The 26362-nt window shown below is 64.7% G+C and carries 27 protein-coding genes; 1 reads left to right on the plus strand and 26 read right to left on the minus strand.

Translation table 11 applies throughout. From position 1 onward, the window contains the following. Positions 1-23 precede the first annotated feature (23 nt). The 13 genes from ACTQZK_RS10270 to ACTQZK_RS10330 form a co-directional block, all read right to left on the minus strand. Positions 24-404: a desulfoferrodoxin family protein gene (locus tag ACTQZK_RS10270; RefSeq protein WP_216529791.1), complete on the minus strand. Its 381-nt coding sequence runs from the start codon at positions 402-404 to the stop codon at positions 24-26. Between the two features lie 160 nt (positions 405-564). Continuing rightward, positions 565-1398: a prolipoprotein diacylglyceryl transferase gene (gene lgt, locus ACTQZK_RS10275; RefSeq protein WP_441899607.1), complete on the minus strand. Its 834-nt coding sequence runs from the start codon at positions 1396-1398 to the stop codon at positions 565-567. Positions 1399-1458: 60 nt separating this feature from the next. Next, positions 1459-1677, minus strand: a complete 219-nt coding sequence (locus ACTQZK_RS10280; protein ID WP_114567881.1) for a UDP-N-acetylmuramoylalanyl-D-glutamate--2,6-diaminopimelate ligase — start codon at positions 1675-1677, stop codon at positions 1459-1461. 104 nt (positions 1678-1781) lie between these two features. Beyond that, positions 1782-2393, minus strand: a complete 612-nt coding sequence (gene pdxT / locus ACTQZK_RS10285; RefSeq protein ID WP_114567880.1) for a pyridoxal 5'-phosphate synthase glutaminase subunit PdxT — start codon at positions 2391-2393, stop codon at positions 1782-1784. 32 nt (positions 2394-2425) lie between these two features. After that, positions 2426-3316: a pyridoxal 5'-phosphate synthase lyase subunit PdxS gene (gene pdxS, locus ACTQZK_RS10290; RefSeq protein ID WP_114567879.1), complete on the minus strand. Its 891-nt coding sequence runs from the start codon at positions 3314-3316 to the stop codon at positions 2426-2428. 180 nt (positions 3317-3496) lie between these two features. Beyond that, the gene (locus ACTQZK_RS10295; RefSeq protein WP_114567878.1) at positions 3497-3790 is read right to left on the minus strand and encodes a hypothetical protein; all 294 of its coding nucleotides are present in this window, start codon (positions 3788-3790) and stop codon (positions 3497-3499) included. 33 nt (positions 3791-3823) lie between these two features. Next, positions 3824-4057: a NifU family protein gene (locus tag ACTQZK_RS10300; protein WP_114567877.1), complete on the minus strand. Its 234-nt coding sequence runs from the start codon at positions 4055-4057 to the stop codon at positions 3824-3826. A gap of 115 nt (positions 4058-4172) precedes the next feature. Next, on the minus strand, positions 4173-5663 hold the full coding sequence (locus ACTQZK_RS10305) for an LCP family protein (protein ID WP_114567876.1): 1491 nt from the start codon (positions 5661-5663) through the stop codon (positions 4173-4175). Between the two features lie 12 nt (positions 5664-5675). Next, positions 5676-6968 (minus strand): UDP-N-acetylglucosamine 1-carboxyvinyltransferase, encoded by a 1293-nt coding sequence (murA, locus tag ACTQZK_RS10310; protein WP_216529789.1) that lies wholly within the window; start codon positions 6966-6968, stop codon positions 5676-5678. 419 nt (positions 6969-7387) lie between these two features. After that, entirely contained in the window at positions 7388-8254 is an 867-nt protein-coding gene (gene tsf, locus ACTQZK_RS10315) for a translation elongation factor Ts (protein ID WP_114567874.1), read from the minus strand. 100 nt (positions 8255-8354) lie between these two features. Beyond that, complete coding sequence (gene rpsB, locus ACTQZK_RS10320) at positions 8355-9134, minus strand: 30S ribosomal protein S2 (RefSeq protein ID WP_114567893.1); 780 nt, start codon at positions 9132-9134, stop codon at positions 8355-8357. Between the two features lie 250 nt (positions 9135-9384). Further along, positions 9385-11466: a heavy metal translocating P-type ATPase gene (locus ACTQZK_RS10325; protein WP_114567873.1), complete on the minus strand. Its 2082-nt coding sequence runs from the start codon at positions 11464-11466 to the stop codon at positions 9385-9387. A 5-nt stretch (positions 11467-11471) separates the two neighbouring features. Continuing rightward, complete coding sequence (locus ACTQZK_RS10330; RefSeq protein ID WP_441899608.1) at positions 11472-11786, minus strand: DUF6110 family protein; 315 nt, start codon at positions 11784-11786, stop codon at positions 11472-11474. 353 nt (positions 11787-12139) lie between these two features. Here ACTQZK_RS10330 and yihA point away from each other — a divergent pair, with 353 nt between their 5' ends. Next, complete coding sequence (yihA, locus tag ACTQZK_RS10335; protein WP_114567872.1) at positions 12140-12721, plus strand: ribosome biogenesis GTP-binding protein YihA/YsxC; 582 nt, start codon at positions 12140-12142, stop codon at positions 12719-12721. Positions 12722-12810: 89 nt separating this feature from the next. Here yihA and ACTQZK_RS10340 read toward each other — a convergent pair whose 3' ends face one another. The 13 genes from ACTQZK_RS10340 to hisD form a co-directional block, all read right to left on the minus strand. Further along, positions 12811-13935, minus strand: coding sequence for a coiled-coil domain-containing protein (locus ACTQZK_RS10340; RefSeq protein WP_114567871.1), 1125 nt, complete (start codon positions 13933-13935; stop codon positions 12811-12813). 144 nt (positions 13936-14079) lie between these two features. After that, positions 14080-14556 (minus strand): ribonuclease HI, encoded by a 477-nt coding sequence (rnhA, locus tag ACTQZK_RS10345; protein WP_114567892.1) that lies wholly within the window; start codon positions 14554-14556, stop codon positions 14080-14082. A gap of 77 nt (positions 14557-14633) precedes the next feature. Further along, complete coding sequence (locus tag ACTQZK_RS10350; protein WP_216529786.1) at positions 14634-16661, minus strand: methionine--tRNA ligase; 2028 nt, start codon at positions 16659-16661, stop codon at positions 14634-14636. Continuing rightward, positions 16642-17724 (minus strand): signal peptide peptidase SppA, encoded by a 1083-nt coding sequence (gene sppA, locus ACTQZK_RS10355; protein WP_216529785.1) that lies wholly within the window; start codon positions 17722-17724, stop codon positions 16642-16644. The genes ACTQZK_RS10350 and sppA overlap by 20 nt, the downstream gene beginning before the upstream one ends. Positions 17725-17861: 137 nt before the next feature. Then, positions 17862-19622 carry a transcription termination factor Rho gene (gene rho / locus ACTQZK_RS10360; protein ID WP_216529784.1) on the minus strand — a complete coding sequence of 587 codons (1761 nt, stop codon included), beginning with the start codon at positions 19620-19622 and terminating at the stop codon, positions 17862-17864. Then, positions 19619-20299 carry a fructose-6-phosphate aldolase gene (fsa, locus tag ACTQZK_RS10365; protein ID WP_114567867.1) on the minus strand — a complete coding sequence of 227 codons (681 nt, stop codon included), beginning with the start codon at positions 20297-20299 and terminating at the stop codon, positions 19619-19621. The genes rho and fsa overlap by 4 nt, the downstream gene beginning before the upstream one ends. A gap of 247 nt (positions 20300-20546) precedes the next feature. Beyond that, positions 20547-20864, minus strand: coding sequence for a phosphoribosyl-AMP cyclohydrolase (hisI, locus tag ACTQZK_RS10370; RefSeq protein WP_114567891.1), 318 nt, complete (start codon positions 20862-20864; stop codon positions 20547-20549). Positions 20865-20866: 2 nt separating this feature from the next. Next, positions 20867-21631, minus strand: coding sequence for an imidazole glycerol phosphate synthase subunit HisF (gene hisF, locus ACTQZK_RS10375; RefSeq protein ID WP_114567866.1), 765 nt, complete (start codon positions 21629-21631; stop codon positions 20867-20869). A gap of 149 nt (positions 21632-21780) precedes the next feature. Further along, positions 21781-22617 carry a 1-(5-phosphoribosyl)-5-[(5-phosphoribosylamino)methylideneamino]imidazole-4-carboxamide isomerase gene (hisA, locus tag ACTQZK_RS10380; protein WP_441899609.1) on the minus strand — a complete coding sequence of 279 codons (837 nt, stop codon included), beginning with the start codon at positions 22615-22617 and terminating at the stop codon, positions 21781-21783. Between the two features lies 1 nt (position 22618). Then, on the minus strand, positions 22619-23278 hold the full coding sequence (gene hisH / locus ACTQZK_RS10385) for an imidazole glycerol phosphate synthase subunit HisH (RefSeq protein ID WP_441899610.1): 660 nt from the start codon (positions 23276-23278) through the stop codon (positions 22619-22621). Between the two features lie 83 nt (positions 23279-23361). Next, a complete protein-coding gene (gene hisB / locus ACTQZK_RS10390) occupies positions 23362-23964 on the minus strand; it encodes an imidazoleglycerol-phosphate dehydratase HisB (protein WP_441899611.1) in 603 nt (200 codons plus the stop codon). 2 nt (positions 23965-23966) lie between these two features. Beyond that, positions 23967-25037: a histidinol-phosphate transaminase gene (gene hisC, locus ACTQZK_RS10395; RefSeq protein WP_114567863.1), complete on the minus strand. Its 1071-nt coding sequence runs from the start codon at positions 25035-25037 to the stop codon at positions 23967-23969. After that, complete coding sequence (gene hisD / locus ACTQZK_RS10400) at positions 25030-26358, minus strand: histidinol dehydrogenase (protein ID WP_428422150.1); 1329 nt, start codon at positions 26356-26358, stop codon at positions 25030-25032. Before hisD ends, hisC begins: the two co-directional genes overlap by 8 nt. Positions 26359-26362 lie beyond the last annotated feature (4 nt).

Consider the following 26362-nt stretch of genomic DNA (forward strand, 5'->3'; position numbering starts at 1 on the left):
CTCGAAACGATTGCAAAACGTCTTTACACCTCGGCGACCCACAGGCCGTGCAGGTTGCAGTACTCGTACACCTTGAGCGCTTCGTCGCCCTCGGCCACGGCGAAATCGGCAACGGGAGCATCCTCGGGGGTGAGCTCGCGCATCTGGTAGCCGTTCTTCGTAACCAGGCAAATGAAGGTGATGTAGTGCTCCGGCGTCATGGGGTGCAGCGTGCTGCCCACCTCGACGTGGACGTTCGCGCCGTCGACGCTCACGACGGGAACGTGCTTCTCGAGCGCGGCGTCGGTGGTGTTGGCGGTGAGTTCGGTCATCTTCTCGCCGCAGCAAACCAGCGGAACGCCGGCGTCGAACGGCTTCACAGCGATGTTGCCGCAGTGCATGCACTTGTAAAACTTGAGATCCATATTCGGGCCCCCTTTAGCTTCGCGTACAGGTCTACCTGCTTCTTCCCAATGATAGCGCAGGGCCGATGCGCGGCGAGCGCACCGCGATGCTTGGAGCCGAACCGTAACGTCGTCGAAACGCCTCGCTTGCCAAGCACCGTACCCTTTGCTTCCTTAAATGTTACTCACTCTGTTGCATTTCGGGAAGACCCTGCTGAGGCTTTTTCACGACAATCGCATAAACCAACACGCCCACACCTACCAGGATCAACGGAACGCTCAAAAGCTGCCCCATGGTAAGCCACCCGCCCCACAAGTAGCCCAGCTGCACGTCCGGTTCGCGCACGAACTCAACCAGAAAGCGGAAGCATCCGTACATGATCAGGAACAAGCCCAGGAAGGTGCCGCGCGGGCGAGCCGGACGCATCCGCGAGAGCAGGTAGAGCACGGCGAAGATAACGATTCCCTCCAGAAACGCCTCGTACAGCTGAGAGGGATGGCGCGGCATCGTTCCAGCGGCCCCACCGAACACCACGCCCCACGCGACGTCGGTGGGCGCACCCCACAGCTCGCCGTTCACGAAGTTCGCGCAGCGACCGAACAGCAGGCCAAGCGGAGCGCCGATGCAGCCCAGATCGGCCAGCGTCAAATACGGGATGTTCGTCAGCTTAGCCGCCACGACACCCGAAAGAAGCGCCCCGATCAGGCCGCCGTGAAAGCTCATGCCGCCACGGTTGAACGCAAGGATCTCGGCAGGATGAGCCAGGTAGTAGCCATCGCCGTAAAACAAGACGTAGCCCAAGCGCCCTCCAAGGATCACGCCGACGATCACGCAGAACATGATGGTAAGCAAAGAATCCACGTCCACGCGCACGCGCCATCGGCGCGCTACGCGCCATACCACAAGCGCCGCGCACACGAACCCGAGCACGTAGGCGATGCCGTACCAGCGCACCGCGAACGGCCCGATAGCGAACGCAACCGGGTCAAGGCTTTGGTAGATGTTGTTGAGCATGAAGTTCCTTTCGCAAAAATCCGAGGCGAAGCGATCGCCTTCGGAAGCGAGGTACAGGGCCTACTCCTGGCCCATGCCAGCCCCCACCTCGATGGCGGCGAAGCGGACCTCGTCGCGCAGCTGAGGCGGAATGGGGTGCACGATGGAAACCGAGGCGTCGCAGTGCGGGCAGCGCAGCGTGAACAGGGCCAGGTCCGTCCGCAGGACCATCATGGCATCGTAGCGACATACGTCCAGATCGTTCGCGCCGCATGCAGGGCAGATTGCGCTTCGACTCATCGGTTCACGCTCCTTCGCTCGTTCGCCCGCCTTCTTTTGTCCTCATTGTAGCAGAAGCCCGCCAACGCGAACGCCGAACGACGTCCACGCCGACGGGCTTCACATCAGCACGAGGCGCGCCCCTCGCCCACTACGCGGTCGAGGAAGAACGCATGCACGCGCGCATCGTCGGTCAACTCGGGATGAAACGCCACGGCGAGCGCGCGCCCTTCGCGCACAGCAAGCGGCTCGCCGTCCTCGGCGGCACTGAGGACCTCCACGTTCGGCCCCCAATCGGCGAACCTCGGCGCGCGGATGAACACGCCCTTCACGGGGCCGCCCTCGATCCCGGCCCACGGCACCGCCGTCTCGAACGAGTCGATCTGCCGGCCGTAGGCGTTGCGCCGGATCCGCACGTTCATAAGAGCGAGCGGTTCCTGATCGGGCCGCGCGCCTTCGATGTCGCGCGCCATGAGGATAGCGCCGGCGCACGTGCCGAACACGGCCATCCCCTTCGCAAACGCATCGCGCAGCGGCTGGTACATGCCGTGGATGGCCAAGAGCTTCGCGATGGCCGTCGACTCGCCGCCCGGCAGCACCAAGCCGTCCAAGCCGTCGAGCTCGTGCGGCCAGCGCACGAGGCGCGTGGCCGCTCCCAGCCCGTCGAGCATGGCTCGATGCTCGCGGAACGCGCCCTGAAGCGCCAGGACGCCGATGGTTTTATTCATAGGTTGCATGGCCAGACCTCATAGGTTCACGCGACGCGTCTCTACCAGCCGCGCTGCGCCATCAGCTCGTTGTCGGGGATGTCGGAGATCTCGATGCCCACCATGGCCTCGCCCAGGTTGCGCGAAACGCGCGCGACAGTGTCGGGATCGTCGTAGTTCGTCGTGGCCTCCACGATGGCGCGAGCGCGCTTGGCCGGGTCGCCCGACTTGAAAATGCCGCTGCCCACGAATACGCCGTCGCAGCCCAACTGCATCATGAGCGCCGCGTCAGCGGGCGTGGCGATGCCGCCGGCCGAGAAGTTCACCACGGGAAGGCACCCGTGCTCGGCCACCCACTTCACCAGCTCGTAGGGAGCCTGCAGCTCCTTTGCAGCCGTGAACAACTGCTCGTCGCGCAAGCCTTTGATACGGGCGATGTCGGTCGTCACGGTGCGCATGTGACGCACGGCCTCCACTACGTTGCCCGTGCCCGGCTCGCCTTTCGTGCGGATCATGGCCGCGCCTTCGGCGATACGGCGCAAAGCCTCGCCCAGGTTGCGCGCGCCGCACACGAACGGCACGTCGAAATCCCACTTGTTCACATGGTACTCGTCGTCGGCCGGCGTGAGCACCTCGCTCTCGTCGATAAAGTCCACGCCCAGGCTCTGCAGCACCTGCGCCTCCACGAAATGCCCAATGCGGCACTTCGCCATGACAGGGATGGACACGGCCTCCACGATGCCCTCGATCATGGTGGGGTCGCTCATGCGCGCCACGCCGCCGTGCGCGCGGATGTCGGCAGGGACGCGCTCGAGAGCCATAACGGCCACAGCGCCCGCATCCTCGGCGATCTTCGCCTGCTCGGGGTTGACGACGTCCATGATGACGCCGCCCTTCATCATCTCGGCGAAGCCGGTCTTCACTTTGAGCGTGCCATGCGCCTGTTCGGTCATCGAGCCGTCCTTTCATCGCGATCGTTCGAGTAGCTGCCCGCAACGCGCCGACAGCATGCAGAGCGCGGCCGCACGAATGGCCGTGCGGCCGCGCTCGAATCCAAGCATGTACGATACCCGTTCCTGCGCCTCGACGCGAGCACGTTAACGCAACCGTAACGCGCGAAGCGAAGAACGGGGCTAGAGCAGAAACCGGTTCGGGTTGCCCTGTCGGGCCACGCAGCCTTCTTTGCGATCGGCCATGTGCGGCCCGTGCGTTAAAAAGTGCGTGCAGAAGCGGCATATCTCCTTGATGGCCGCATCGTAGTCGCGCTCCGGGTTCAACAATACGTTGAAGTCCTGGCACACTTCATGCGTAGACCGCACGCAGGCTGCAAAGCGGCAGTCGGCAGGACAAGGCTCTCCGGGTATGTTGTGCGGGCAACGCGACATCATCTCCTCGTCGCATCCGCGCAGTTCCCAGCAGTTCGCCATATCCGCCTTCCCTTCAATCCCGAACGCTCACGGCTATTCAGCCGCGGGCACGACCTTCGTCACGCCGGGGACGCGCTCTTTCAGGATGCGCTCCACGCCGTTGGCGAGCGTCATCTGAGACATCGGGCAGCCCTTGCACGCGCCCTGCAGCTCGACCGTGACCACGCCGTCCTCGGCAACGTCGACGAGCTTCACGTCGCCGCCGTCAGCCTGCAGGCTGGGGCGAATGAGCTCGAGCACAGCCGCCACGTCGTTCTTATCCACCATAGGAATCGCTCCTTCGTCTGAATGGGTGTTATCAGGTGCCGATTCTACCACAGAGCCTTGGCGCGCACGGCCGAAGCCGGGAAATGCGGAGGAAACATCGACGAGGCGCATGGCGCTACGAAGAAGGCTTCCAATCCTTCCCCAGAACCAGCAGCACGTCCGTGTCGAACGTATAGAACCCCGCGTCGGCAACCGTACGGCCAAGGCCCAACGCGGAGACCACGGTTTGCGCGGCCGGCTCGAACGCGCCGTCCTTGTAGATGACCAGCGTTTCGGCGTAAGCGGCAGTATCGGTATTGCCGGTTTCCTCGACCTTGAACCCCATGCCTGCAAGCGTTTGCGATATCTGGGCCGCCGCGCCGGTAATGCCTCCGCCGTTGCGGACGGTCAGGGTGAAGCTGGCCGGATCGACCGAGGCGATCTTCTTCTCGACCACCGGGTCTTGCCCCTGCTTCACCAATTCCATCATGGACGACCATGCGTCGGTTGAAGCCACGTAATAGGAGACGCTATCGCGCGTTGTCTCGTAACCGGGAACGAGGGCGCCCTTCACCGTAGACGCGTCCATGCCCCGCAGCGCATCGGCCAAGCCCAGCGCGTCTTTCGCTCCCATGTCGGTGCCGAAAGAACCCCCCACCTTGTCCAGCGTGGACAAGAAGGAAAGCGACCCCTCGTCAAGCAGGCGAAGGGACAGCGCCGCAAGCAGTTCGCGCTGGTTGGCCGCCTGCACCTGCAAGCCTCCCGAAAAGTTCGACGCGCGCAAAAACGTAAGGGCGGCCTTGCCGTCGAGCGTCTGCTCCCCCGGAGATAGGTAGACGTCGCCCGCCGCCGGGTCGTCCACCTCTTCGGCTACGTTTACCTGCACGCCGCCAAGTCCATCGACCAGGCTCGCCACGCCGCCGGCATCGATCTTGACCAGATGCGACACGTTCACCCCGGCGAAGTTCGACACGGCTTTGATCAGGGACGCATCGCCTTCCTGCACAGCGGCGTCTCGAAGCTGATGGGGCTTTCCGTCTTTAAGCTGAACCTGCAAGGTGGCGGGTACGGACACGATGACCGCCGACCGCGCAGCTCGGTCCACCCGCACCAGGGCAAGCGCATCAGGCCCGGCTTGGGCGTTCGCCGCCCCCACCGGGTCCAAATCTGCAGCGACCAACGTGTAGAAGGCGTCGGCTGCCTCTTTCGGAGCGACAAGCGCCGACGAGGCGTCCGAGTTCTTGAGGCCTATCTTGGAATCGAGCGAACCGAAGAACGCGAACGTCCCCACGCCCGCCGCAACGACCGCCACCAAAACGACGCACGCGACCACCGCGACGAGACGCCGCATGCGCGCGCGGCGCTGGATGCCATGGGAGAACTCGCGCCTGCTCACGCGACGAGAGAACTGGGAAGCGCTCTCCCCGGACGACGTGTTCGGCAAAATGGTTTCCACGTAGCCGCGCGCCGCGCGCTTCTGCTTGCGCGCGCTCGAAAACCCGACAGAATCGGCGTTCATGCGCCCGCGCGAACGCCGCGGCACGTGCGTGCCCAGCGTGGCGGTGCGCAAACGGCGCGAGGTGATTTTGGACTGCGTTGCCGAAAAGCCCTTACGGCGCTTGACCATGTGCGGCCTCCGCTAACCGCGGATATCCGGCATACCGTCGACGGGCGCGCGGCGAACGCACGCCCCCAGATCGCCCAGCTTGCCAACGTAGTCTTCGTAGCCGCGGTCGATATGGCCGATGTTGTGCACCCGCGTCTGCCCCTCGGCAGACACTCCCGCAAGAACAAGCGCCGCGCCCGCACGCAGGTCGGTGGAGGACACGTCGGCGCCCTGCAGGCCCGCAACGCCCCTGACCAGCGCATGATGATCCTCGATAGTGATATCGGCTCCCATGCGGATAAGCTCGCTTGCAAACATGAAGCGGTTCTCGAACACGTTCTCGGTGATGACCGACACGCCCTCCGCGCGCGCGGCCAGCAGCATGAACTGCGCCTGCAGGTCGGTCGGGAAGCCCGGATGCGGCAGGGTCTGAATATCGATGGGAACAAGGGGGCGCGTACGGCTGACGGTGACCCAGTCGGCTCCGGTTTGCACCTCGCAGCCCATGGCGGCAAGCTTCATGAGGGCAACGCGCAGATACGACGGATCGATGCCGCGTACCGTAACGGGGCCTCCCGTGAGCGCGCCGCCCACCAAGAAGGTGCCCGCCTCGATGCGATCGCCCACCGTCGTGTGGTCGCAAGGATGCAGCGAGGAAAGCGGAACGCCCTCCACCTCGATGATCGAGGAACCGGCCCCGGCCACCTTCGCTCCCATGGACACCAGCATGTTCGCCAAGTCCACGATTTCGGGTTCGCGCGCGGCGTTCTCGAGCACCGTCGTGCCTTTCGCCGTCACGGCCGCCATAAGCAAGTTCTCGGTTGCGCCGACGCTGGGGAAGTCCAAAACGACGTCCGCTCCAACCAAGCCGTTCGGCGTGCGCGCCTCCAGGAATCCGTGGTCGATGGTGAACTCCACGCCCAGCGCTTCGAGCCCCACGAGGTGCATGTCGATTTTGCGCGCGCCGATCTGGCACCCGCCGGGCATGGCCACGCGCGCCCGCCCGAACCGACCGACCAGCGGACCCAGGACCGAAATGCTCGCGCGCATCTTGGATACCAGGTCGTACGGCGTTTCGAACTGCTCGACGTCGGTCGTGTCCACGATCAGCGTATGGCCGTCGCGTTCCACGGTTGCGCCCAAGCGGCGCAGCACCTCCGACATGATGCTGATGTCGGAGATGAGCGGCACGTTGCGCACGAGCGTTTTGCCCTGGCCGAGCAAGGCGGCGGCAATGAGCTTGAGCGCGGAATTCTTGGCGCCCGACACGGCCACTTCGCCCGCGAGCACGCCGTTGCCTTCGACAATGATGATCTCTTCTGCCATGGGTGTTCCTTAACGCCGAGGTGCGCGCCCTCGGCTTGACTCGTCTATGGATGCGCGCCGTGAGACGGCGCGTTCAGTTCGCAATGCGTCCATTATAGAAAGTGAAGGCCCGCATAATGCGGCCCTTCACAACGAAAGCAGAACGGCATGGGGGAATGTTGGTCGCGGTCGAATCGCGCGCCCCTTCCCCAGCAAGCCAGGGCGGCGGCATCGAAACACGAGTGGCATCCGGATGCATTGTCGATCCAAAAAAACCTTTTTTGACGAAAAAACCTGTTTTTTGATCGACAATGGCGGCGGCGGAGTTGGTTTGGTGGACCCCCATCGGATTTCACGCAAGAGCACGTCTTTTCCGACGCACAAAAAAGACCCGAAGCCGAAGCTTCGGGTCCCAGCTTTACCGGTAAGGAAAAGAGGGTTTACGCCTCTTCGCCCAGGACGAAGCGCTTGAAGTCGACGACCTTGATCTCGCCGCCCAGGTTCTTCGCGACCTCGGCCGTGTACTCGGCAACGGTCTGATCCGGGTTCTTGACGAAGGCCTGCTCCGTAAGCGTGCTCTCCTTGAAGAACTTCTCCAGACGGCCGACGGCCATCTTCTCCTGGATGGCCTCGGGCTTGCCGGACTCGGCAGCCTGAGCCATGTAGATGGCCTTCTCATGCTCGACGATGGCCGGGTCGACGGAGTCGCGGTTCGCGGCAACGGGAGACGCAGCGGCAACCTGCATGGCAACGTCGCGGCCGTACGCCTTGAACTCAGCGGACGCGGGATCGACGCCCTCGACCTCGAACTGCACGAGCACGCCGATCTTGCCGCCGCCGTGGATGTAGGACGACACGGCGCCGCCCTGCTCCACCGCAAAGCGGGAGAGCTGGATGTTCTCGCCCAGCGTGTGGATGGCGTCGGTCACGACAGCCTCCACCGTCTCGCCCTCGGCGTCGGCGGCCTTGAGGGCCTCCATGTCGGCGGGGTTAGCGGCCAGCGCGGCCTTGGCGATCTTCTCGGCGTAGGCCTTGAACTTGTCGTTCATGCCCACGAAGTCGGTCTCGCAGTTCAGCTCGACAACGGCGCCAGCCTTGCCGTCCTCGGACACGAGCGCCATGACGGTGCCCTCGTTGGTGGCACGGCCGGCCTTCTTGGCAACAGCGGCCAGACCGCGGGTGCGCAGGACGTCGACAGCGGCGTCCAGGTTGCCGTCGGCCTCGACGAGCGCCTTCTTGCACTCCATCATGCCGGCGCCGGTCATCTCGCGGAGTTCCTTGACCATGGAAGCGGTAACAGCAGCCACGTTGTTCCTTTCTCTATGCGCCGCGCGCAAGCGCGGCCCTGGTCTGTCAAACGCCGCCGGTTTCGAAACCGGCGGCGCATTCGTTCATCTGAAAAGCAGGTTATTCGGCAGCGGGAGCAGCGGCCTCGGCCGGAGCCTCAACCTCTGCCGGAGCAGCCTCGGCCTCGGCCGGAGCGGCCATCTCGGCAACCGTCACAGGCGCGCCCACGCCGGCGATAACGGCATCGGCGATGAAGTCGGCCAGCAGGCGAACCGAGCGGATGGCGTCGTCGTTGGCGGGAATGCCGAAATCGACGTCGTCCGGATCGCAGTTCGTGTCGAGCGTGCCCACCACGGGGATGTCGAGACGACGGGACTCGTGGATGGCGATGGCCTCGCGGTTCGTGTCGATCACGAACACGGCGTCGGGCACGCGCTTCATGTTGCGGATACCGTTGAGGTTGGTCTGCAGCTTGGACAGCTCCTTGCGCAGCAGGATCTGCTCCTTCTTGGGCAGCATCGCCATGCGGCCGTCGGCCTCCATGGCCTCCAGCTCCTCCATGCGGGTCACGCGGGAGCGGATGGTGACGAAGTTGGTCAGCATGCCGCCAAGCCAGCGAGCGTTCACGTAGGGCATGCCGCACTTGTTGGCAGCATCAGCGACGGCTTCCTGAGCCTGCTTCTTCGTGCCGACGAACAGCACGGTGCCGCCCTTGCGAGCGATCTCGGACACGAAGGTGTACGCCTGGTCCAGGCCCACGAGCGTCTGCTTGAGGTCGAGGATGTAGATGTCCCCACGGCTGCCGAAGATGTACGGCTTCATCTTGGGGTTCCAGCGACGGGTCTGATGCCCGAAGTGTGCGCCTGCGTCGAGCAGCGACTTAATGCCGACTTTCGTCATGACTTTCTCCATTCGTTAGTCCTCTGCCTGCGGTCATCCCCGAATCCGCAGCCTTTTTCGGTTGGCCACTGGCGGATCAGGTCGCGCAAGCATGTGTAATTAGAAACCGTTGAATCTTACCACAGAGAAAATGAAATGCAAGCACTTCTCGAAGACCGCATACATGCACGTCCTTTCGCGAGAAGCGGTTGACGCTCGCGGCTGTCGAGCCGGCCGGTCGGACGCCGGCTCGACAGCCGCACGCATGCGGTCACGAGCGGTACGCGCCTGCGCTGCGCAAGCTGAGCGCCACCGTGGACGCGTTGTGCAGAAGCGACGACGCCTGCGGGGTCAGAACCCCGCCGATGCCCGCCGCGAGCAAGGCCGAGTTGACCAGCATGACCTCTCTGAAGGATGCATCCAGACGCTGCGTCAGACCCTTGCTCAAGCGACTCAGCTCCACGATAGCCCCCAAATCTCCTCCCGCAAGCGTGATGTCGGCGACCTCTTTGGCCACGGCGGTCCCCTGCCCCATGGCGATCCCCACATCGGCTGCGGAAAGCGCGGGCGCGTCGTTCACGCCGTCGCCCACCATGACCACGCGTCGTCCCTCGGCCTTGAGCCGTTCGACGAACGCATGCTTGTCCTCGGGCAGCAGGTTGGCCCGGTACTCGGTCACGCCCGCTTCCCGCGCGATGCGCGCCGCCGTGCGGTCCCCGTCGCCCGTCAGCATCACCACGCGGCGAAATCCCAGCGCCTTCAGATTGGCCACCGCCTGCGCCACGCCTTCCTTGAGCGGATCGTAGACGCCGATGACGCCCACCAGCTCGCCGTCGACCGCCAGGTACAGCGGCGTGAGCCCTTCGGTTTCGGAAGCGATCCTCGCGCGCTGGTCCTCCGACACGGCAACGCCTTCGTCGCCCATCACGAAATGCTCCGACCCGATGACCACGCGCTTGCCGCCCAACGACGAGGCTATTCCGTGCGCCACGATGTACTCCACCTCGGCATGGCGCTCGCGGTGCTTGAGGTTCTTCTGCGCCGCCGCGCGCACCACGGCGCGCGCCACGGGATGCGGAAAGTGCTCCTCCAGGCATGCCGACAACCGCAGCACCTCGCGCCGGTTCCAGCCGTCAAGAGCCAAAACGCACGCCACCTCCGGCGTAGCCTCGGTCAAGGTTCCGGTTTTGTCGAACACGATCACATCGGCAGCGGCCATGGCCTCGAAGTGCTTCGCGCCCTTGACGGCGAAACCCGCTTTCGCGCTCTGGCTCATGGCCGAAAGCACGGCGATCGAGCTGGTCAGCTTAAGTGCGCACGAGTAGTCCACCATGAGCGCAGCCGACGCCTTCGTCAAACTGCCCGTGACCAGGGCAACCCCCGCCGCCAGCAGGAAGTTCCACACAACGATGCCGTCGGCGAGACGCTCCATCCGAGACTGGGCCTGCGCCTTGTTCGCCTCGGACTGCTCGACCAGCGACACGATGGAGCGCAGCTTCGTTTCGGCAGCCTTCGCGCGAACCTGCACGACGATCTGGCCGTCCTCCACGGCGGTGCCGGCGAACACGTCGTCGCCCTCGGCGCGCTCGACAGCAAGGGGCTCTCCGGTAAGCGAGGCCTGGTTCACCATCGCAACGCCGCGCACCACGCGTCCATCGACGCATACGGGCATGCCCGTGCGCACGACAACCAAATCCCCCGGCTCGAGATCGGACGCGCGCACCTGCACCTCTTGGTCGTCGCGAAGCAGCTGGGCAGTCTCGGGCAGATCGAGCAACGCGCTGACAAGGGCCCCTTCCGAGCGCGAGCGCGTGTACTCCTCCAGCGTTTCGCCCACATCGAGCAAGAACATGGTCTGCCCGGCCGTCCGAGGATCGCGCTTGAGAAACGACGTCCCGATAGCAGCGGCGTCCAGCACCGCAACGTCAAGGCGCGAGCGCCCGAGCGAGCGCAGACCCGCCCCCAGGAAGCGCCGGTAACGCCACGCCGCCGCAACGGCGGCAAGTGGCCGGGGCACGAACCAGCGCCGCAAAACGTACAAGCCCGCAAGGCGCGCCAGGTCCATGAGAAGCGACTGGGAGCGCGGGGCAAGGTCAAGGCCGAAACCGGATCGAGCCTCGTCGATGCATTTCGCATCGATGGCGGACAGGCGCTCCAAAACCAGGTCCCGCGCTCCCTCGAGCGGGCGGTACGTCAAAGCGATGCTGCCGATGCGCGGATAGACCGACGCCTTCTCCACCGTTGGGATAGCCGCAAGCACCCGATACAGTGCGTCGAGGTCGGCGGAGGGAACCGGGCCGGCAAGCTTGACGCGCACGCGGCCCGGGAGTTCGTTCGCAATGGCGTACTGCATCGCGGCTACTTCTTTGATGCCTGAGCCGAATCCGCCTTGGACTTCGCCGGTTCGACCGCAGACGGCTCGTCGGCGGCAGCGGACGGCTCGTCAGCGAGCGATGCCTGCACGTTGATGTAGGAAGCCCGGGCCACGATGTCGGCGACTTCGGCCTTGGCCTGCTCGACGATGCCCTCGTAGGCGGCCTTCGCTTGCAGCCCCTTCGCAACGCCCTGCACGTAGCACTTCTTAGCCGTTGGACCCGTCAGGGCCTTCGCCCCCACCGCCCCCAGCAACACGCCCGCCCCGATCAGCCAGCCGCTCTTCTTCGGGAAGTCCATGCATGCCCCTTTCTTGCGCTCGCGCGCATCGTTCGCAACATCCTTTACAGTTGCTTAAAGTTAACTTTTCTAGCATAATGAGAGCTCCGGTAAAAGTCAATTAAAGCTAACTAATATGAATCGATCGTTGAAAGGAACCTCATGAAAAAGCATACGTTCTGGGCCTGGGCCGCCATAGCCTGCATGGCCATGGCCATGTACACGGGCAGGAAGCGCTCCTAGCGAAGCGACGTCAAGGAGAGCTTGGGGTTTTCCGCGCGCGATGGGCGCAGTTCCGCTACCATGAACGCAACAACATCCGCACCCTCCCCTTGCGCAGGCAACGCGAGGGACGGAACCGCAAGGAGCCCAGCATGAACATCAACAACGTCGCGTTCGAGAAATCGTTCGGCACCTCGCTGCAGCTGCCGGCGTCCACGTTGCCCGAAATCGCATTCGCCGGCCGGTCCAACGTGGGCAAGTCGTCTTTGCTGAACAAGCTGTTCAATCGCAAAAGCCTGGCGAAAGTGTCGCAAACGCCGGGCAAGACGGCCACCATCAACTTCTTCTCGTGTGACGGCGTACGGTTCGTGGACCTGCCGGGCTACGGCTACGCCAAGGTGGCGAAATCCGAGAAGGGACGCTGGTCGGAGCTGATCGAAGGGTACTTCAACCAAGATCGCAACCTGGCGCTCGTGGTGTCGCTGGTGGACATCCGCCACCCCGCTTCAAGCCTGGATGAAAACATGATCGAGTTCTTGCAGGAGGCGGAACTTCCCTTCGCCGTGGTGCTGACGAAAGCCGACAAGCTATCCCGACAGCAGCAAATGAAGCAGAAGGCAGCCCTGAAAAAGCAGCTGAAGCTGCATGCCGACGTGCCTTTGGTGGTGTGCTCTTCCGAAAAGGGAACGGGCATCGACGAGCTGCGCACCGTCATCAAGAACGCCGCTCGCTAGGCTCTTCTCCGGATAAACCGCGAGGCGGGGAGACCGAAGGGCGCGTCAGCACCTCCGGGTTCCCCGCCTCGTCGACAATGAACGATCGTTTACCAGGGTCGCACGATGATCATGCCGGGCTGCACGGGACCCTGCACCACGCCCACGCCGTACGTGGCCGCGTGGATCATCTGGCCGCCGCCGATGTAGATGCCGCAATGCCCGGCGTTCACGGCCACGTCGCCCGGCTGAGGATCGCTTACCTGGGGCCAGTTCATGAACGTGAGCGTGCTTCCCATGCGGCTGTAGCTGCCGCTCAGGCAAAACGACACGAAGCCCGAGCAGTCGTACGACGACGGACCTGCGCCGTAACTGGGATCGGTGTAGCCGTACGGCTTGCCAAGCTGGCTGTACGCGCGGCCCACCACCGAGCCCGCGATAGGCTCGTCGTAGTCGGGAGCAGGCGGGTTGACGCTGCCTCCGCCAGAGGATTCGCCGCCGTTGTTGCCGCCGTTGCCGTTATTGGAGCCCTGCTGCGCCTGATCGGCGGACGCGTCTACCGTGGCCTGGGCCTGCGCCTCGTAGGCCGCCAACTGCGCCGCGCGCTCCTGCTCGACGAGCGCCGCAGCTTCGGCGCTCAAGTTATCGTAGGTCGACTGCATGGCCGCCATGGTGGAAGCGGTTTCGTCTTTCGTGCGCAGAGCCTCGCTCGCCTTCTGCGCAGCTATGCGCTCCTGCTCGGCAAGCACGGCTTCCTGCTCCTGAACCTCGGCACGCAGATCCTTCGTCTGCTGCACCAGCTCGGCATCGCTTTCGTTGATGGAATTGAGCAGGTCCCAGTTGGTCGCGAAGGACCTGAACGACGTGGCCCCCAAAAGCAGGTCGAGCGCCGAGCTGCCGCCCGAACGATACATGCTGCGAGCGCGCGATCCCAAGCGATCCTGCAAATCGGCGATCTGAGCCGAAGCCTCGTCGATGCGAGCCTGCGCGTCATCGCGCTTCGCCTCGGCGTCCTTTTGAGCGGCCAGCGCGTCGTCGTACGCGTCCGCCGCCTTGCTGAGCTTTTCCTGCATGGAATTGAGCGAAGCCAAAGCCGCCTGAGCCTCCGCCTGCTTCTCGGCTGCGGAAGGATCTGCCAGGGCGATGCCCGGAACCATAAGGGATACGGCAAGCACCGTTGCCATGAATCCGACGAGCGCGCCCCTCGCGCGACCGCCCCGTGCTTTCTGCTGCATGTGGGTACCTCCACCTGCCATCCGAAAACGTGCATGCAATGCGAACCAGTGTAGCAAATCGAGCGCATGACGGCCGGGCGTTCGATCGATCGTTACAGAAAGGCCACAGCACGCACCATGCTGCGGCCGCCCGTCAATCCCGGCCTATCCCGTGAAACCCGTGTCGGCGATGCGCCCCGCCCCGTCGGCGGCCGCCGTGGCAAGCTGGTCGCACCGCTCGTTTTCCGCGTGCCCCGCATGCCCCTTGACCCACACGAACTCCACGCGATGCGGCTCCTTCGCCTTCAGCAGGCGCTGCCACAAGTCCACGTTTTTCACCGGCTCTTTCTTGGCGTTCTTCCAACCGCGCTTGAGCCAGCCGTCAACCCAGTGCTGGTTGAACGCGTTGGCAACGTACTGCGAATCGGTGTAGAGCGTGACCTCGCAGGGACTTTTAAGCGTCTCGAGCGCCACGATAGCGCCCAGAAGCTCCATGCGGTTGTTCGTGGTGCGCTCGTAACCTTGCGAGAGCTCCTTTTCGTGCGTGCGCCCGTTGCGATCCACGAACCGCAGCACGGCGCCGTAGCCGCCCGGCCCCGGATTCCCGCGCGCGGACCCGTCGGTAAATGCATCGACCTTCAACAAGAAACATCCTTTCAAACGGAGGGACTCGGCAAAGAAACGTTCCGCCGGTTCGAGGACCGGCGGAACATGGCGCGCTACTTGTACTGGGACGGATGCTTCTCGAAGAAGTCGAAGCGCGGAGGCAGCTCGCGGATGCGGTGGCGGCCTTCGGTGATCTCGCCAGCGCTGCACAGCTCGTCGAAGCTCTCGAAATCGTAGTTCCAGCTAAAGAAGTCGTCGAACTCGAAGCTCAGGTAGTCGCAGATCTTCTCGGCCCCTGCCGGCACCACGGGATGCATGAGCAGCGTGGCGACGCGCAGCAAGAAGAACGAGTCCACGAGCACCTGGCGGCGCATCGCGTCGTCGCCGCCCTTCTCGACCGCGCGGATTCCGTCGGACCAGTACTTGTTCGCCCAGCGAATGAACTCGTCCATGATCGACATGATGGTATGCAGCTCGACGCGATGCATGGTGGCGTCGTAGACGCGCAGCACCTCGTTCACCTTGTCCAGCACGGCCGGCGACACGGCGCCGAGCGGCAGATAGCCTTCGAAGTTCTTCTGAGCTTCGTAGAAGCAGCTGCGGGCAAGGCGGTTGAACACGTTGGTCAGAAGCGCGCCTTCCTTGAGCACGGGGTCCGCCACGCGCGAATCGGCCAGCTCCTCTTCCGTGGCCAGGTACGGCTTCGGCTTGAAGCCGACCGACTTCTGGTCAAGGCCGAGCGCCAGGAAATGCGCGCGCAGCTGCTCGACGGTGTAGTGCTCGAGCAGCGCATCGGCGGTAGGCGGCTTGACCGCGCCCGACGACGATGCCTTCTTGTCGCCGAACAGGATATGGTAGTTGGCCACGAGGTTCGTCTGGCGAATGGGATGGTCGGTCTCGCCCGGCGCCAAGATGTCACCGGGACGCAGCGCCTCGATGAGCGCCGGCTGGGCAACGCCGTAGAAGTACAGGTTGTCCTGCCCGATGAACTGGTAAACCTCGGAATCCTCCGAGCACCACCAATCGCGCCAGCTGCCCCTGGGCAAGCCCATCTGGTCGTTCACGGCCATGGTGAACGACATGGGAGCCCACAGGCTTTCGGGCCAGCACCACACGGTCAAGCCTTCCAAACCTTCGATGACCGGGGCCTTGACCCCCCATTCGATATTGCCCGTGATGCGGAACGGCACCAAGGTCTTGCCCGTGCGGAAGCGGATTCCCGCGCGCGTCAAGACTTCGCGCGCCGTATCGCGCGCTTCGATGTCGGCGAACTCGATCTCGAAGCTCTGCTTTCCCTTTTCGGGTTCGCGCAGCTCGTGTGCGGGAAGATCGCTCGCGATCTGCTCGTACGCCGCGCGCTCGTCGTTCTTGATGTAGACCACGGGCGGAACCAGGAACTCCTTGATGGTTTTCGGCACAATGGCGCGCACCTCGGGATCGGCCTCGAGGCGAGCCACGTGGTCGCGAAGGAAGCCGCCGAACGCGGGCAGGTCGAAGTACCAGTTTTCCACCGGCCGCATTTCGGGCGTGGTTCCCGTCAACGACGATTTCGGCGCGATCAGGTCCTCGGGCGCGTAGCTGTGCCCCAGGTCGCATTCGTCGGCGTAGCCGTGCTCGGACTTGCAGCCTTGCACGGGGCAACGGCCCACCACCTGGCGCCCGTTCAGGAACGTGCCGGCTTCCGCATCGTAGAACTGCAGCGTGGCGCGTTTGCGAAGATGGCCGTTCTCGTGCAGCTTCTCGATGAACTTCTCGCTGATCAGCTGATGCACGCACTTCGCGTAGCCCAGCCCCGACCCCTCGTAGATGGAAAGGCTGACGTTGTAGGAATCGAGCGTTGCCTTCTGCGCCTCGTGGTTCTTGCGAACGTACTCCTCGATGGTGCCGTCGAACTCCCCGGCCTCCACCAGCTTGCGGTAGCCCTCGTTGATGGGAGAGCCGAAGCAGTCCGTTCCGCTGATGAAGCGGACGTTGGCGGCGCCGATGCGATCGCGCAGGAAGCGGGCGAACGCGTCGGCCGGGACGAACACGCCCGCGATGTGGCCGAAGTGCAGCGGCTTGTTGCCGTACGGCATGCCGGCCGTGACGACGGCCCTCTTCGGCCAGGAGGGACGCTCGATGTTACTGGGCGATGTTGCCATCGTTCTCAAACTCCTTCAAAGCGGCGGCAAGGTCGCCGGCGGACAGGCTCTTGCTTTCGGACATAAGGTCGAGCAGGCTCGACAGGGTGCTCTTCGTCGTTTTCAGTTCAACCGCGGAATAGCGCGAGACGCCGGCCAGCTCGGCCGCCTTCGCCAGCGCGTCCTCCTTGGTGCCGATTTCGTCGGCCAGCCCGTTCTCCACGGCGTCCATGCCGGTGAACGTCATGCCGGTGGCCAGCGCACGCACGTCGCTTTCGCTCATGCCGCGGCCCTCGGCAACGGTCTGGACGAACGTTTCGTTGATGCGCTCGACCATGTTCTGGTAGTAAGCGCGCTCCTCTTCGGAAAGCGGGCGCGTGCCGTAGCTGGAATCCTTGCTTTCAGACGACGTGATGTTGTCCACGTTGATGCCCAGCTTCTCCAGCAGCCCCGAAAGGTCGGTCACCTGCAGCGCCGTGCCGATGGCGCCGATGGCCGTGGTCTTGGCCGTGAAGATGTAGTCGGCCTGGCTGGAAATCTCGTAGGCCGCGCTCGCGTTCACGGAAGCGCTCGACACCACCACGGGCTTGCCGGTATCTTCCGAGAACTTCTTGACGTACGCCGCCATCTCCTCGCCGGCAGTAGCCGTGCCGCCGCCGGAGTTCACGCGCAGCACGACCGCCTTGATGTAGGTGTTCTGCGCAGCGCGATCGAGCTGGGCCTTCAACCCTTCGGGCGACGAGGTGGTGCCGTCGTACTGGATGGTACCGTCGATGTCGATGACCCCCACCGCATCCGAGGTCAGGAAGTCAGCCTCGGACATTGAGGTTTCGCCGAGAGACCCGACGGCTCCAAGCGAGCCCATGGACGACGACATGATGGACGTGCACGACCACATGCTCATGGCTATGAGCACGAAAACGAGCACGACGGCGACGAGCGCCACGATCCATCCGCGTTTCTTGGGCTGCGGCTGCGGCGCGTAAGGCTGCGGCGCATAGCCGCCGGCAGGCTGCGGGGACGGCTGAGGCGCAGCAGGCTGCTGCCACACCTGCTGCTGCCAATTGTTGTTTTCCTGGGACATGGGCCCTCCTGGTACGAATTGCAGGGTCGATCAAGCGAAAGCATCACGGAACCGCGCCCAAGGGACGCGGTTCCTCATCATGCGCTCATTATAGAACGGCGAAGCTTCGCTTCGGTAGCGAACGCATGACAACTCGCTTAGAACTCCACCGTGCCGTCGGCCTTGGTATGCTGCGCCTTCTTGGCGGTGCGAACCAAGAACTCCTGGTTGGTTTCGGTCTGCTTGAGCGACTTGATGAGCATGTCCATGGCGCGCTCGGTGCTGTTCGTGTTGGCCAGGATGCGGCGAACGGCCCAGATGAGCGGCGCCTCCTGCGGATCGAGCAGCAGGTCTTCCTTGCGCGTGCCCGACGCCACCGGATCGATGGCCGGGAAGATGCGGCGATCGGCCAGATTGCGGTCAAGCTTGAGCTCCATGTTGCCCGTGCCCTTGAATTCCTCGAAGATGACCTCGTCCATCTTCGAGCCCGTGTCCACCAAGGCCGACGCCAGGATGGTCAGGCTTCCGCCGTGCTCGATGTTGCGCGCGGCGCCCAGGAAGCGCTTGGGCGGATAGAGCGCCGTCGAGTCCACGCCGCCGGACAGGATGCGGCCCGACGCCGGCTGCGCCAGGTTGTAGGCGCGCGCCAGACGCGTGAGCGAGTCCAGCAGCACGACGACGTCCTTGCCGCATTCCACCAGGCGCTTCGCGCGCTCGATGACCAGCTCGGACACGGCGATGTGGTTTTCGGTGGGCATGTCGAAGGTCGAGGAGATGACCTCGCCCTTGATGGAGCGCTCCATGTCGGTGACTTCTTCGGGGCGTTCGTCCACCAGCAGGCACATGAGGTGCACTTCGGGGTTGTTCGCGCTGATGGCCGCCGCGATGTCTTTGAGGATGGTGGTCTTGCCCGCCTTCGGGGGGCTGACGATCAGGCCGCGCTGACCCTTGCCGATGGGGCTGACCAGGTCGATGACGCGCGCCGTGACGGTGTTCTTGCCGTGCTCCATGCTGAGGCACTCGTCCGGATAAACCGGCGTGAGGTCGCCGAAGCGCACGCGGCTGCCCAGCTCTTCGATGGGCGTGCCGTTGACGGACGTGACCTTCTGGATGGCCGCGTACTTCTCGTTCTCGCGCGCGGGGCGCGTCTGGCCGCTTACCAGATCGCCTTTGCGCAGGCCGTTGCGGCGAATGGTGGACAATCCCACGTAGCAGTCCGACTCGCTAGGAAGGTAGCCCTGGGTGCGCAGGAAGCCGTAGCCGTCGGCCAGGATGTCCAGGATGCCGGACACCTCGATGAAGCCCTCGGCCTTGACGCTTGCCTCGAACACGGCTTCGACCAGCTCGGCCTTCTTGAGGCCCGTCACGTCGATCTGCAGCTCCGCTGCCTTTTCGCGCAGCTCGGCAACCTTGAGCTTGTTCAGATCGTCGCGCGACACGCTGGGCTGCATTTCACGACCGCCCTGATTGCTGTGAGGACGGCGCTGGCGGCGGAAGTTCTGGTTGCCGCCGTTCTGCTGCCCGCCTTGCTTCTGGCGATTGTTGTTGTTCTGCCGCTGGCGGTTGTTCTGGTTGGAGCCGCCCTTGTTGCTTTGGCTTTGCCCTTGGTTCGGGCGCCTGTTCGTCGAGCCGGAAGGCTGCGAAGCCGCGTCCTTGCCGTTCGCCCTCGTCGACTTGCGAGGCGTCTTGCTTGCCTGAGCGGGACGCTCGGACGCGGACGAATCGGCCTTGTCGCTTTGGGCCGCCGGAGCTTCCTTGCCGGGCTTTTCGCCCGCATCCGCCTTCGCGGGCTCCGCCGACTTCTCCGCCTTGCTGGCCGCGGACTTCGTCCTCACGCTTGTGGAACGGCGGCGACGCGGAGTGGGAGCGGAGGGCGCCTCGGGTGCGCCCTCCGCAGTCGATGCTTCGTTTTCGCTCATGCGTTCTGCACTTTCTCCCAGTCCTTCATGAAGGAATCCAGGCCGCGATCGGTCAGCGGGTGCTGAACCATCTTCTTGAGCACGCCGAACGGAACGGTGGCGATGTCGGCGCCCATGAGGGCCGCCTGCGTCACGTGGTTCGCGCTGCGGATGGAAGCGGCGATGATCTCCACCTGCTCGTGGTTGACCGTGTTGTCGGAGTAATCGTAGTTGCCGATAGCCGCAACAACCTTGCTCAGCTGGTCCAGGCCGTCGTCGGAGATGTCGTCGAAGCGACCTACGAACGGGCTGATGTAGCGAGCGCCGGCGCGCGCGGCCAGGATGGCCTGGGGCACGCTGAAGCACAGCGTCATGTTGACGGGAATGCCCTCGTCGGCCAACGTGCGCGTGGCGGCCAGGCCCTCGACCATGGTGGGAACCTTCACGACCACGTTCGGGGCGATGGCGGCCAGCTCGCGGCCGTCGCGCACGATCTCGTCGCGCGTCATGGCTACGCTCTCGGCGGAAACCGGTCCGTCCACGATGTCGCAGATGCGCTTGATGTGGTTGTGGAAATCGGACAGCTTGCCGCCCGTGCGCGCGTACAGCGTGGGGTTCGTGGTCACGCCTGCGAGCGCTCCCCAACTAGCCGCTTCCTCGATTTCGGTCAGGTCAGCGGTGTCCAGAAAAAACTTCACCCAGTCCTCCTTATGTTGTGACGTATCAGTGTGAAACGCGCGCGAAGGCGCGCATGAGTCCCGTGAATGAGATGCAATGTGATGGGTTTTCTTCCTTGAAAGGCAAAAGAACTGGCTTTATGGTAGCGCATGTCATCATATCGTTCAAGCAAAAACGAGGTCGATGCGTGTATTTGCGATGGAGGTACGGCTACGGATCAGCGCGCGGCCGGGCGAAGGGCGCAGACGAAAGGCCGTCGCCGCAGCCCTATTCCACAACCCGGTAAAAGCAGCTGCGCGCGCCGGTGTGGCAAGCGGGGCCGGCCGGGTTCACCAGAGCGAGCAGCGTGTCGGCGTCGCAATCGTAGCGCAGTTCGACCAGCTTCTGGACGTTTCCCGAGGTGGCGCCCTTGTGCCACAGCTCTTGGCGGCTGCGGCTCCAGAACACGGTTTCGCCGCGCTCGAGCGTCAGGCGCAGGGATTCTTCGCTCATCCACGCCATCATGAGCACTTCAAGCGTGTCGGCGTCTTGGACGATGCACGGCACAAGGCCGGCCTCGTTGTACGAAAGAGCGGAAACGTCCATGATCACAACCTTACCGGGATTCCCTGCGCGCGCATGTGCTCTTTCACCTGGCGCACCGTCAGCTCGCCGAAATGGAACACGCTCGCGGCCAGCACGGCGTCGGCCTCTCCCTCGATGATCCCCTGGGCGAAATGCTCCAGCTTGCCCACGCCGCCGCTTGCGATGACGGGCACGTTCACCGCCCGCGCCACGGCGCGCGTGAGGGCGCAGTCGAACCCGTCGCGACTGCCGTCGCGATCCATGCTGGTGAGCAGGATCTCCCCTGCTCCGCGCCGAACCGCCTCCTGCGCCCACTCCACCGCGTCGATGCCGGTTGCCTTACGGCCGCCAGCCACGTACACCTCCCACTTGTTCGGATTGCCCGCCACGCTCTTCGCGTCGATGGCGCACAGGATAGCTTGCGACCCGAACGCCGCTGCAGCCTGGGATATCAGGTCGGGATCAGCCACGGCGGCCGAGTTCACCGACACCTTGTCGGCACCGGCCGCGATCATGGTGCGCATGTCGGCCACACTGCGAAACCCGCCTCCCACGCAGTACGGCAGGTGCAGCTCCTCGCTCGCGCGGCTGGCCAGTTCCACCGTAGTGGCCCGGTCGTCGCTGGTGGCGGTGATGTCCAAGAAGATGACTTCGTCGGCCTTCTGCTGATCGTAGCGCTGGGCAAGCTCGATGGGGTCGCCCGCGTCGCGCAGGTTCACAAAGTTGACGCCCTTCACCACGCGCCCGTTCTTGACGTCCATGCAGGGAATGACCCGTTTTGCTAGCATGCCTGTCCTTTCCTACCCGTCGTTCGCGCCGTCGGCAAGAAGCGCCCGGCGATCCTTCTTCGTCCGTCCTACCTTTGCTTGCCCTTGAACAGCTTGTCGATCCCCTTTTTGACTGCATCGTACGCCGCACCTGCGGCGGTGGCCATGGATCAACAGGGCATGACGGGCGCCGGATGCGGCTCATCCGGGCCGATGGCCGGCTTCGTCGGCAGGGCGACGCCGCACGGGTTCGCCTGCACGGCCGCCGCTTCGGCAGCGCGCGTTGCAGCCTCGCAGGCGCGCACCCCTTCGGCAACCGAAAGCGCGCCTTCGTAGATGGCGCGGCCCGCGATCACGCCCTCGATGCTCGCAGCAACGGGAGCCAAGCGCTCGATGTCGGCTACGCCCGCAACGCCGCCCGACGCGACCACGGGGTGCCCGAACGCCTGCGCCATGCGCACGTACGCCTGCGCCTCGATGCCGGTCTGCATGCCGTCGCGCGCGATGTCGGTGTAGATGAGATGACGAAATCCCAGCTGGGAAACGTGGCGGGCCAGCTCCTCGACGGCAACGCCCGAGCCTTCGCGCCAACCGGAAACGGCCACTTCCCCGCCCTTCGCGTCTACGCCAGCAGCCAAAAGCTTGCCGTACGCGTCGATCGCGGCCTCCGCAAACGACGGATCGGCCACGAGCGATGTGCCCAGCACGATGCGCGACACGCCCGCGTCCGCCAAGCGCGCAATGGTGTCGAGCGACCGAACGCCGCCGCCCACTTCCACTTTGAGCAGGGTCTTTTTGAGAATCCGCTCGATGATGGCAATATTCTCGGGCGCTCCCGACTTCGCGCCGTCAAGGTCCACCACATGCAGCCAGGACGCGCCCTCTTCCTCGAACAGCTGCGCCTGCGCGGCGGGGTCGTCGTTGTACACGGTCACCTGGCTGTAGTCGCCCTTTGCCAGGCGGACGGCCTTGCCGCCCAGGATGTCGATAGCGGGAAGCAAATGCATGCTACGCCCCTTTCACGATGTCGACGAAATTGCGCAGCAGCGCTGCGCCCGCGTCCGAGCTTTTCTCGGGATGGAACTGCACGCCGAACGCCGCCTGCCCGTACTGCACCACGCTGGGAAACGGCACGCTGTGCGTGGTCTCAGCCGCAACGAAGGGTCCAGAAGGCGCAACGTAGCTGTGCGTGAAGTAGAAATAAGTGCCCGATGAGACGCCTTTGAGCAAAGGGCAGGCCGGATCCGTCACCTCCACCGTGTTCCAGCCCACATGGGGCACCTTGTGAAGCCGGCCCGACGCATCGACGGAGGGCATCTTGGCCACCACGCCGGGAAGAACGGCAAGGCCGGGCGCATTGTTCGACGACGCTTCGTCATCGGCCTCGGACGCGCCTTCGACGCCCTCTTCGAACATGAGGTGCTGTCCCAGGCAAATGCCCAAAAAGGGAACGCCCGCGGCGATGCGGGCCCGCACGACGTCGGCCTGCCCCAGCGCGCGCATGGAGGCCGATGCATCGGCGAACGCGCCCACCCCCGGAAGCACCACGGCGTCGGCGCGGGCTATCACGCTCGCATCGTCGGTGACGACCGCATCGCCGCCGGCCGCAGCCAGGCCGCGCGCCACGCTCTTCAGGTTCCCTTTATGGTAATCGACAACGGCTATCATGTTTCAAGCATTCCAATCTCTGCTTGCCAATACGGGTCGGCCGGAAAGCGGGCGTATGGTGCCCGCTCGCCGGTCGGGACGCTCTACAGGGCGCCCTTCGTGGTGGGCAGCGCGCCCGCAGCGCGCGGGTCGGCTTCGACGGCTTCGCGCAGCGCCCGCGCGACGGCCTTGAACGCCGCCTCCAGCACGTGGTGGACGTTTTCTCCCGCCAGCTTGCGCACGTGCAAGGTCACGCCGGCGTTCGCGGCGAACGCGATGAAGAACTCCTTTGCCAGCGTTGCGTCGAACGTTCCCAGCATAACGGGAGGAACGTCCACGTCCCAGTGCAGTTGCCCGCGCCCCGAAAGGTCGCACGCCGCCAGCACCAGCGCCTCGTCCATGGGAAGCATGAGCGACCCGAAGCGACGGATGCCGCGCTTGTCGCCAAGCGCGCGGGCGAACGCCTGCCCCAGCACGATGCCGGCATCCTCCACCGTATGGTGCCCGTCCACTTCCAGGTCGCCCTTGACGCGTACCTCCAGATCGAACAGCCCATGCCGCCCGAACGCGCACAGCATGTGGTCGAAAAACCCGATGCCGGTCTCCACGTCGGCGCGCCCCGTTCCGTCCAGGTCGACAGACAGCTTGATGTCCGTTTCGTTCGTCGCGCGCTCGACCCGCGCACGTCGCATGCCCCGCTCGGCCATAGTTACCTCTTCTCCATGACGATGTCGCGCAGCGCGCGCAAAAACCGGTCGTTCTCCTGCGGCGTTCCAATGCTCACGCGCAGACAATCCTCCAAATGCGCAGCCCGGGACAGATCGCGCACCAAGATGCCGCGATCGTACAGCGCCTGCCAGGTCTGCGCCGCCGACTCCATGCGAAACAGCACGTAGTTCGCATCCGACGGAAACGGCTTGACGCCGGGAATCTTGCGCAAGCCCTCGATCACGCGAGCCCGCTCCTCGATGATGCGCCGGATGCCGGGCTCGAACTTCGCGCGGTTCGCGTACACCACCCGAGCCACCGCCTGCGAAACCGCGTCTACCGAATACGGCTGGCGCACCTTGGCGAACTCCCGAACCACGTCCGCGTCGCCCAGAAGATAGCCCATGCGCACGCCCGCCAGGGAAAACGCCTTCGAGAACGTGCGCAGGATCACCAGGTTCTTGTGGCGGTCGAGATACGGGCGCATGGTTTGCCGCGAAAACTCGAAGTACGCCTCGTCCACCATGACGAGCGCGTCCGTCGCGTCGAGCAGCTCCAACATGAACGTCTCGCCGGCCAGCTGTCCCGTGGGGTTGTTCGGGCTGGTCACCACCAGGTAATCGATGTCGCCCTGCGCCACGCGCGCCAACACGGCCTCTTCGTCGATGGAGTAGTCGGCCCGGCGCGGCACGTCGACCACCGTCGTGCCCGTCAGGCGCGCGTTGTTGTCGTAGACCGAGAACGTGGGCGGCAGGTTCAAAAACGTGCGTCCGGGGCCGCCCCACGCCAGCGCCATGTTGAACAGCAGCTCGTCGCCGCCGTTGCCCACGAGCACCTGATCGCGATCCAGGCCGTTCGCCTCGGCGATCATGTCGCGCAGGTCGTTGGCCAGCGGATCCGGGTAGCGATTGAGCGGCAGGCGCTTCACTTCGCGCATGATCTCATGCCGTATGTCCTGGTCCACGTCGTGCGGATTCTCGTTCGCCGACAAAAACGCCTCGGCCGGCAGGTACTTCGGATCGTACGGCGAAAGACTCGCCAGCTGCGGGGCGGGAAGGCGTACGCTACGCATCGGCACCGCCGTCCCCGGCCCCGAACACGTTTCCGCATTCCAGCAGGTTCTTGCGCATCTCGACGCTCTTCGCATGCGCCCACAGGCCTTCATGGCTCGCGATGGTCATGACGGCTTCCGCATCGCGAGCGAGCGCAGCCGACGAGTACTGGATGACGCTCGACTTCTTCACGAACTCGTCGACCGAAAGCGGGCTTGCGTAGCGCGCCGTGCCGCCCGTGGGAAGCGTGTGGTTCGGTCCGGCCACGTAATCGCCCACAGCCTCGGGCGTCCAAGCGCCCAGGAAGATGGCGCCCGCGTTGCGAATGGCGCCCAAAAGATCGAAGGCGTGGTCAACGTGCAGCTCCAGGTGCTCGGGCGCGATGACGTTCACGGCTTCGAGCGCTTGGTCCATGCTGTCGCACACCACCACGAGCCCCTGGTCGGCAAGGGACGCGGCCGTGATCTCGGCGCGCGTGGAGGACTCCAGGTGCCGCTCGACCATGCGCTCCACCTCGTCGGCGTACGCTTCGTCGAACGTGACCAGGTAGCACGCCGCCAAGGGGTCGTGCTCGGCCTGGGCCATGAGGTCGATGGCCACGAGCGCCGGATCGGCCGTGGCGTCGGCCACCACGCACACTTCTGACGGGCCCGCGATCATATCGATGCCGACATCGCCCGAGACGATCTTCTTCGCAGCCGCCACATAGGCGTTGCCGGGACCCGTGATCTTCGCCACCGGCTCGATGGATTCGGTTCCGTACGCCAGCGCCCCCACGGCCTGCGCGCCGCCCACCGTGTAGATCTCGGTCACGCCCGAAATGCGGCATGCCTCCAGAATGGCCGCGTCCACGCCCCCGCCGGGAGCGGGAGGCGTAACGCACACGATGCGCGGCACGCCGGCCACGGCGGCGGGCAGGGCGTTCATGAGCACGGTGGACGGATAGAGCGCGCGGCCGCCCGGCACGTAGATGCCCACCGACTCCAAAGGCTCCACCTTGCTGCCCACGAGCGCGCCGTCCTCGCGCACGGTGAACCAGCTTTGCTGGCGCTGGCGCTCGTGGAAGTCGCGGATCTGGTCGGCTGCCTGGCGCAGCGCCTTGACCGTGCGGTCGTCGACGCGGGTCACCGCTTCGGCAATGTCGGCATAGGGCACGCGGAAATCTTCCACGCGCACGCCGTCGAAGCGCTCGGTGTAGTCGCGCAAGGCCGCGTCGCCGCGCTCGCGCACATCCGCGATGATGTCGGTAGCCGCCGCAAGGGCCTCGGCGTTGAAAGCGCCGGTGCGCTTGAGGTGGGCGTTCGAGAATACTTCGCCGGGTGCAAGGGTAACACGACGCATGGGC

Source organism: Paraeggerthella sp. LCP19S3_G8, assembly GCF_052119225.1.
Classification (GTDB): Bacteria; Actinomycetota; Coriobacteriia; order Coriobacteriales; family Eggerthellaceae; genus Paraeggerthella; species Paraeggerthella hominis.

Coding starts and splice junctions, on each gene's coding strand:
- ACTQZK_RS10270 (WP_216529791.1), bottom strand. CDS start 404: ATGGATCTCAAGTTTTACAAGTGCATGCACTGCGGCAACATCGCTGTG.
- lgt (WP_441899607.1), bottom strand. CDS start 1,398: ATGCTCAACAACATCTACCAAAGCCTTGACCCGGTTGCGTTCGCTATC.
- ACTQZK_RS10280 (WP_114567881.1), bottom strand. CDS start 1,677: ATGAGTCGAAGCGCAATCTGCCCTGCATGCGGCGCGAACGATCTGGAC.
- pdxT (WP_114567880.1), bottom strand. CDS start 2,393: ATGCAACCTATGAATAAAACCATCGGCGTCCTGGCGCTTCAGGGCGCG.
- pdxS (WP_114567879.1), bottom strand. CDS start 3,316: ATGACCGAACAGGCGCATGGCACGCTCAAAGTGAAGACCGGCTTCGCC.
- ACTQZK_RS10295 (WP_114567878.1), bottom strand. CDS start 3,790: ATGGCGAACTGCTGGGAACTGCGCGGATGCGACGAGGAGATGATGTCG.
- ACTQZK_RS10300 (WP_114567877.1), bottom strand. CDS start 4,057: ATGGTGGATAAGAACGACGTGGCGGCTGTGCTCGAGCTCATTCGCCCC.
- ACTQZK_RS10305 (WP_114567876.1), bottom strand. CDS start 5,663: ATGGTCAAGCGCCGTAAGGGCTTTTCGGCAACGCAGTCCAAAATCACC.
- murA (WP_216529789.1), bottom strand. CDS start 6,968: ATGGCAGAAGAGATCATCATTGTCGAAGGCAACGGCGTGCTCGCGGGC.
- rpsB (WP_114567893.1), bottom strand. CDS start 9,134: ATGACGAAAGTCGGCATTAAGTCGCTGCTCGACGCAGGCGCACACTTC.
- ACTQZK_RS10325 (WP_114567873.1), bottom strand. CDS start 11,466: ATGCAGTACGCCATTGCGAACGAACTCCCGGGCCGCGTGCGCGTCAAG.
- ACTQZK_RS10330 (WP_441899608.1), bottom strand. CDS start 11,786: ATGGACTTCCCGAAGAAGAGCGGCTGGCTGATCGGGGCGGGCGTGTTG.
- yihA (WP_114567872.1), top strand. CDS start 12,140: ATGAACATCAACAACGTCGCGTTCGAGAAATCGTTCGGCACCTCGCTG.
- ACTQZK_RS10340 (WP_114567871.1), bottom strand. CDS start 13,935: ATGCAGCAGAAAGCACGGGGCGGTCGCGCGAGGGGCGCGCTCGTCGGA.
- ACTQZK_RS10350 (WP_216529786.1), bottom strand. CDS start 16,661: ATGGCAACATCGCCCAGTAACATCGAGCGTCCCTCCTGGCCGAAGAGG.
- sppA (WP_216529785.1), bottom strand. CDS start 17,724: ATGTCCCAGGAAAACAACAATTGGCAGCAGCAGGTGTGGCAGCAGCCT.
- rho (WP_216529784.1), bottom strand. CDS start 19,622: ATGAGCGAAAACGAAGCATCGACTGCGGAGGGCGCACCCGAGGCGCCC.
- hisI (WP_114567891.1), bottom strand. CDS start 20,864: ATGGACGTTTCCGCTCTTTCGTACAACGAGGCCGGCCTTGTGCCGTGC.
- hisF (WP_114567866.1), bottom strand. CDS start 21,631: ATGCTAGCAAAACGGGTCATTCCCTGCATGGACGTCAAGAACGGGCGC.
- hisA (WP_441899609.1), bottom strand. CDS start 22,617: ATGCATTTGCTTCCCGCTATCGACATCCTGGGCGGCAAGGCCGTCCGC.
- hisH (WP_441899610.1), bottom strand. CDS start 23,278: ATGATAGCCGTTGTCGATTACCATAAAGGGAACCTGAAGAGCGTGGCG.
- hisB (WP_441899611.1), bottom strand. CDS start 23,964: ATGGCCGAGCGGGGCATGCGACGTGCGCGGGTCGAGCGCGCGACGAAC.
- hisC (WP_114567863.1), bottom strand. CDS start 25,037: ATGCGTAGCGTACGCCTTCCCGCCCCGCAGCTGGCGAGTCTTTCGCCG.
- hisD (WP_428422150.1), bottom strand. CDS start 26,358: ATGCGTCGTGTTACCCTTGCACCCGGCGAAGTATTCTCGAACGCCCAC.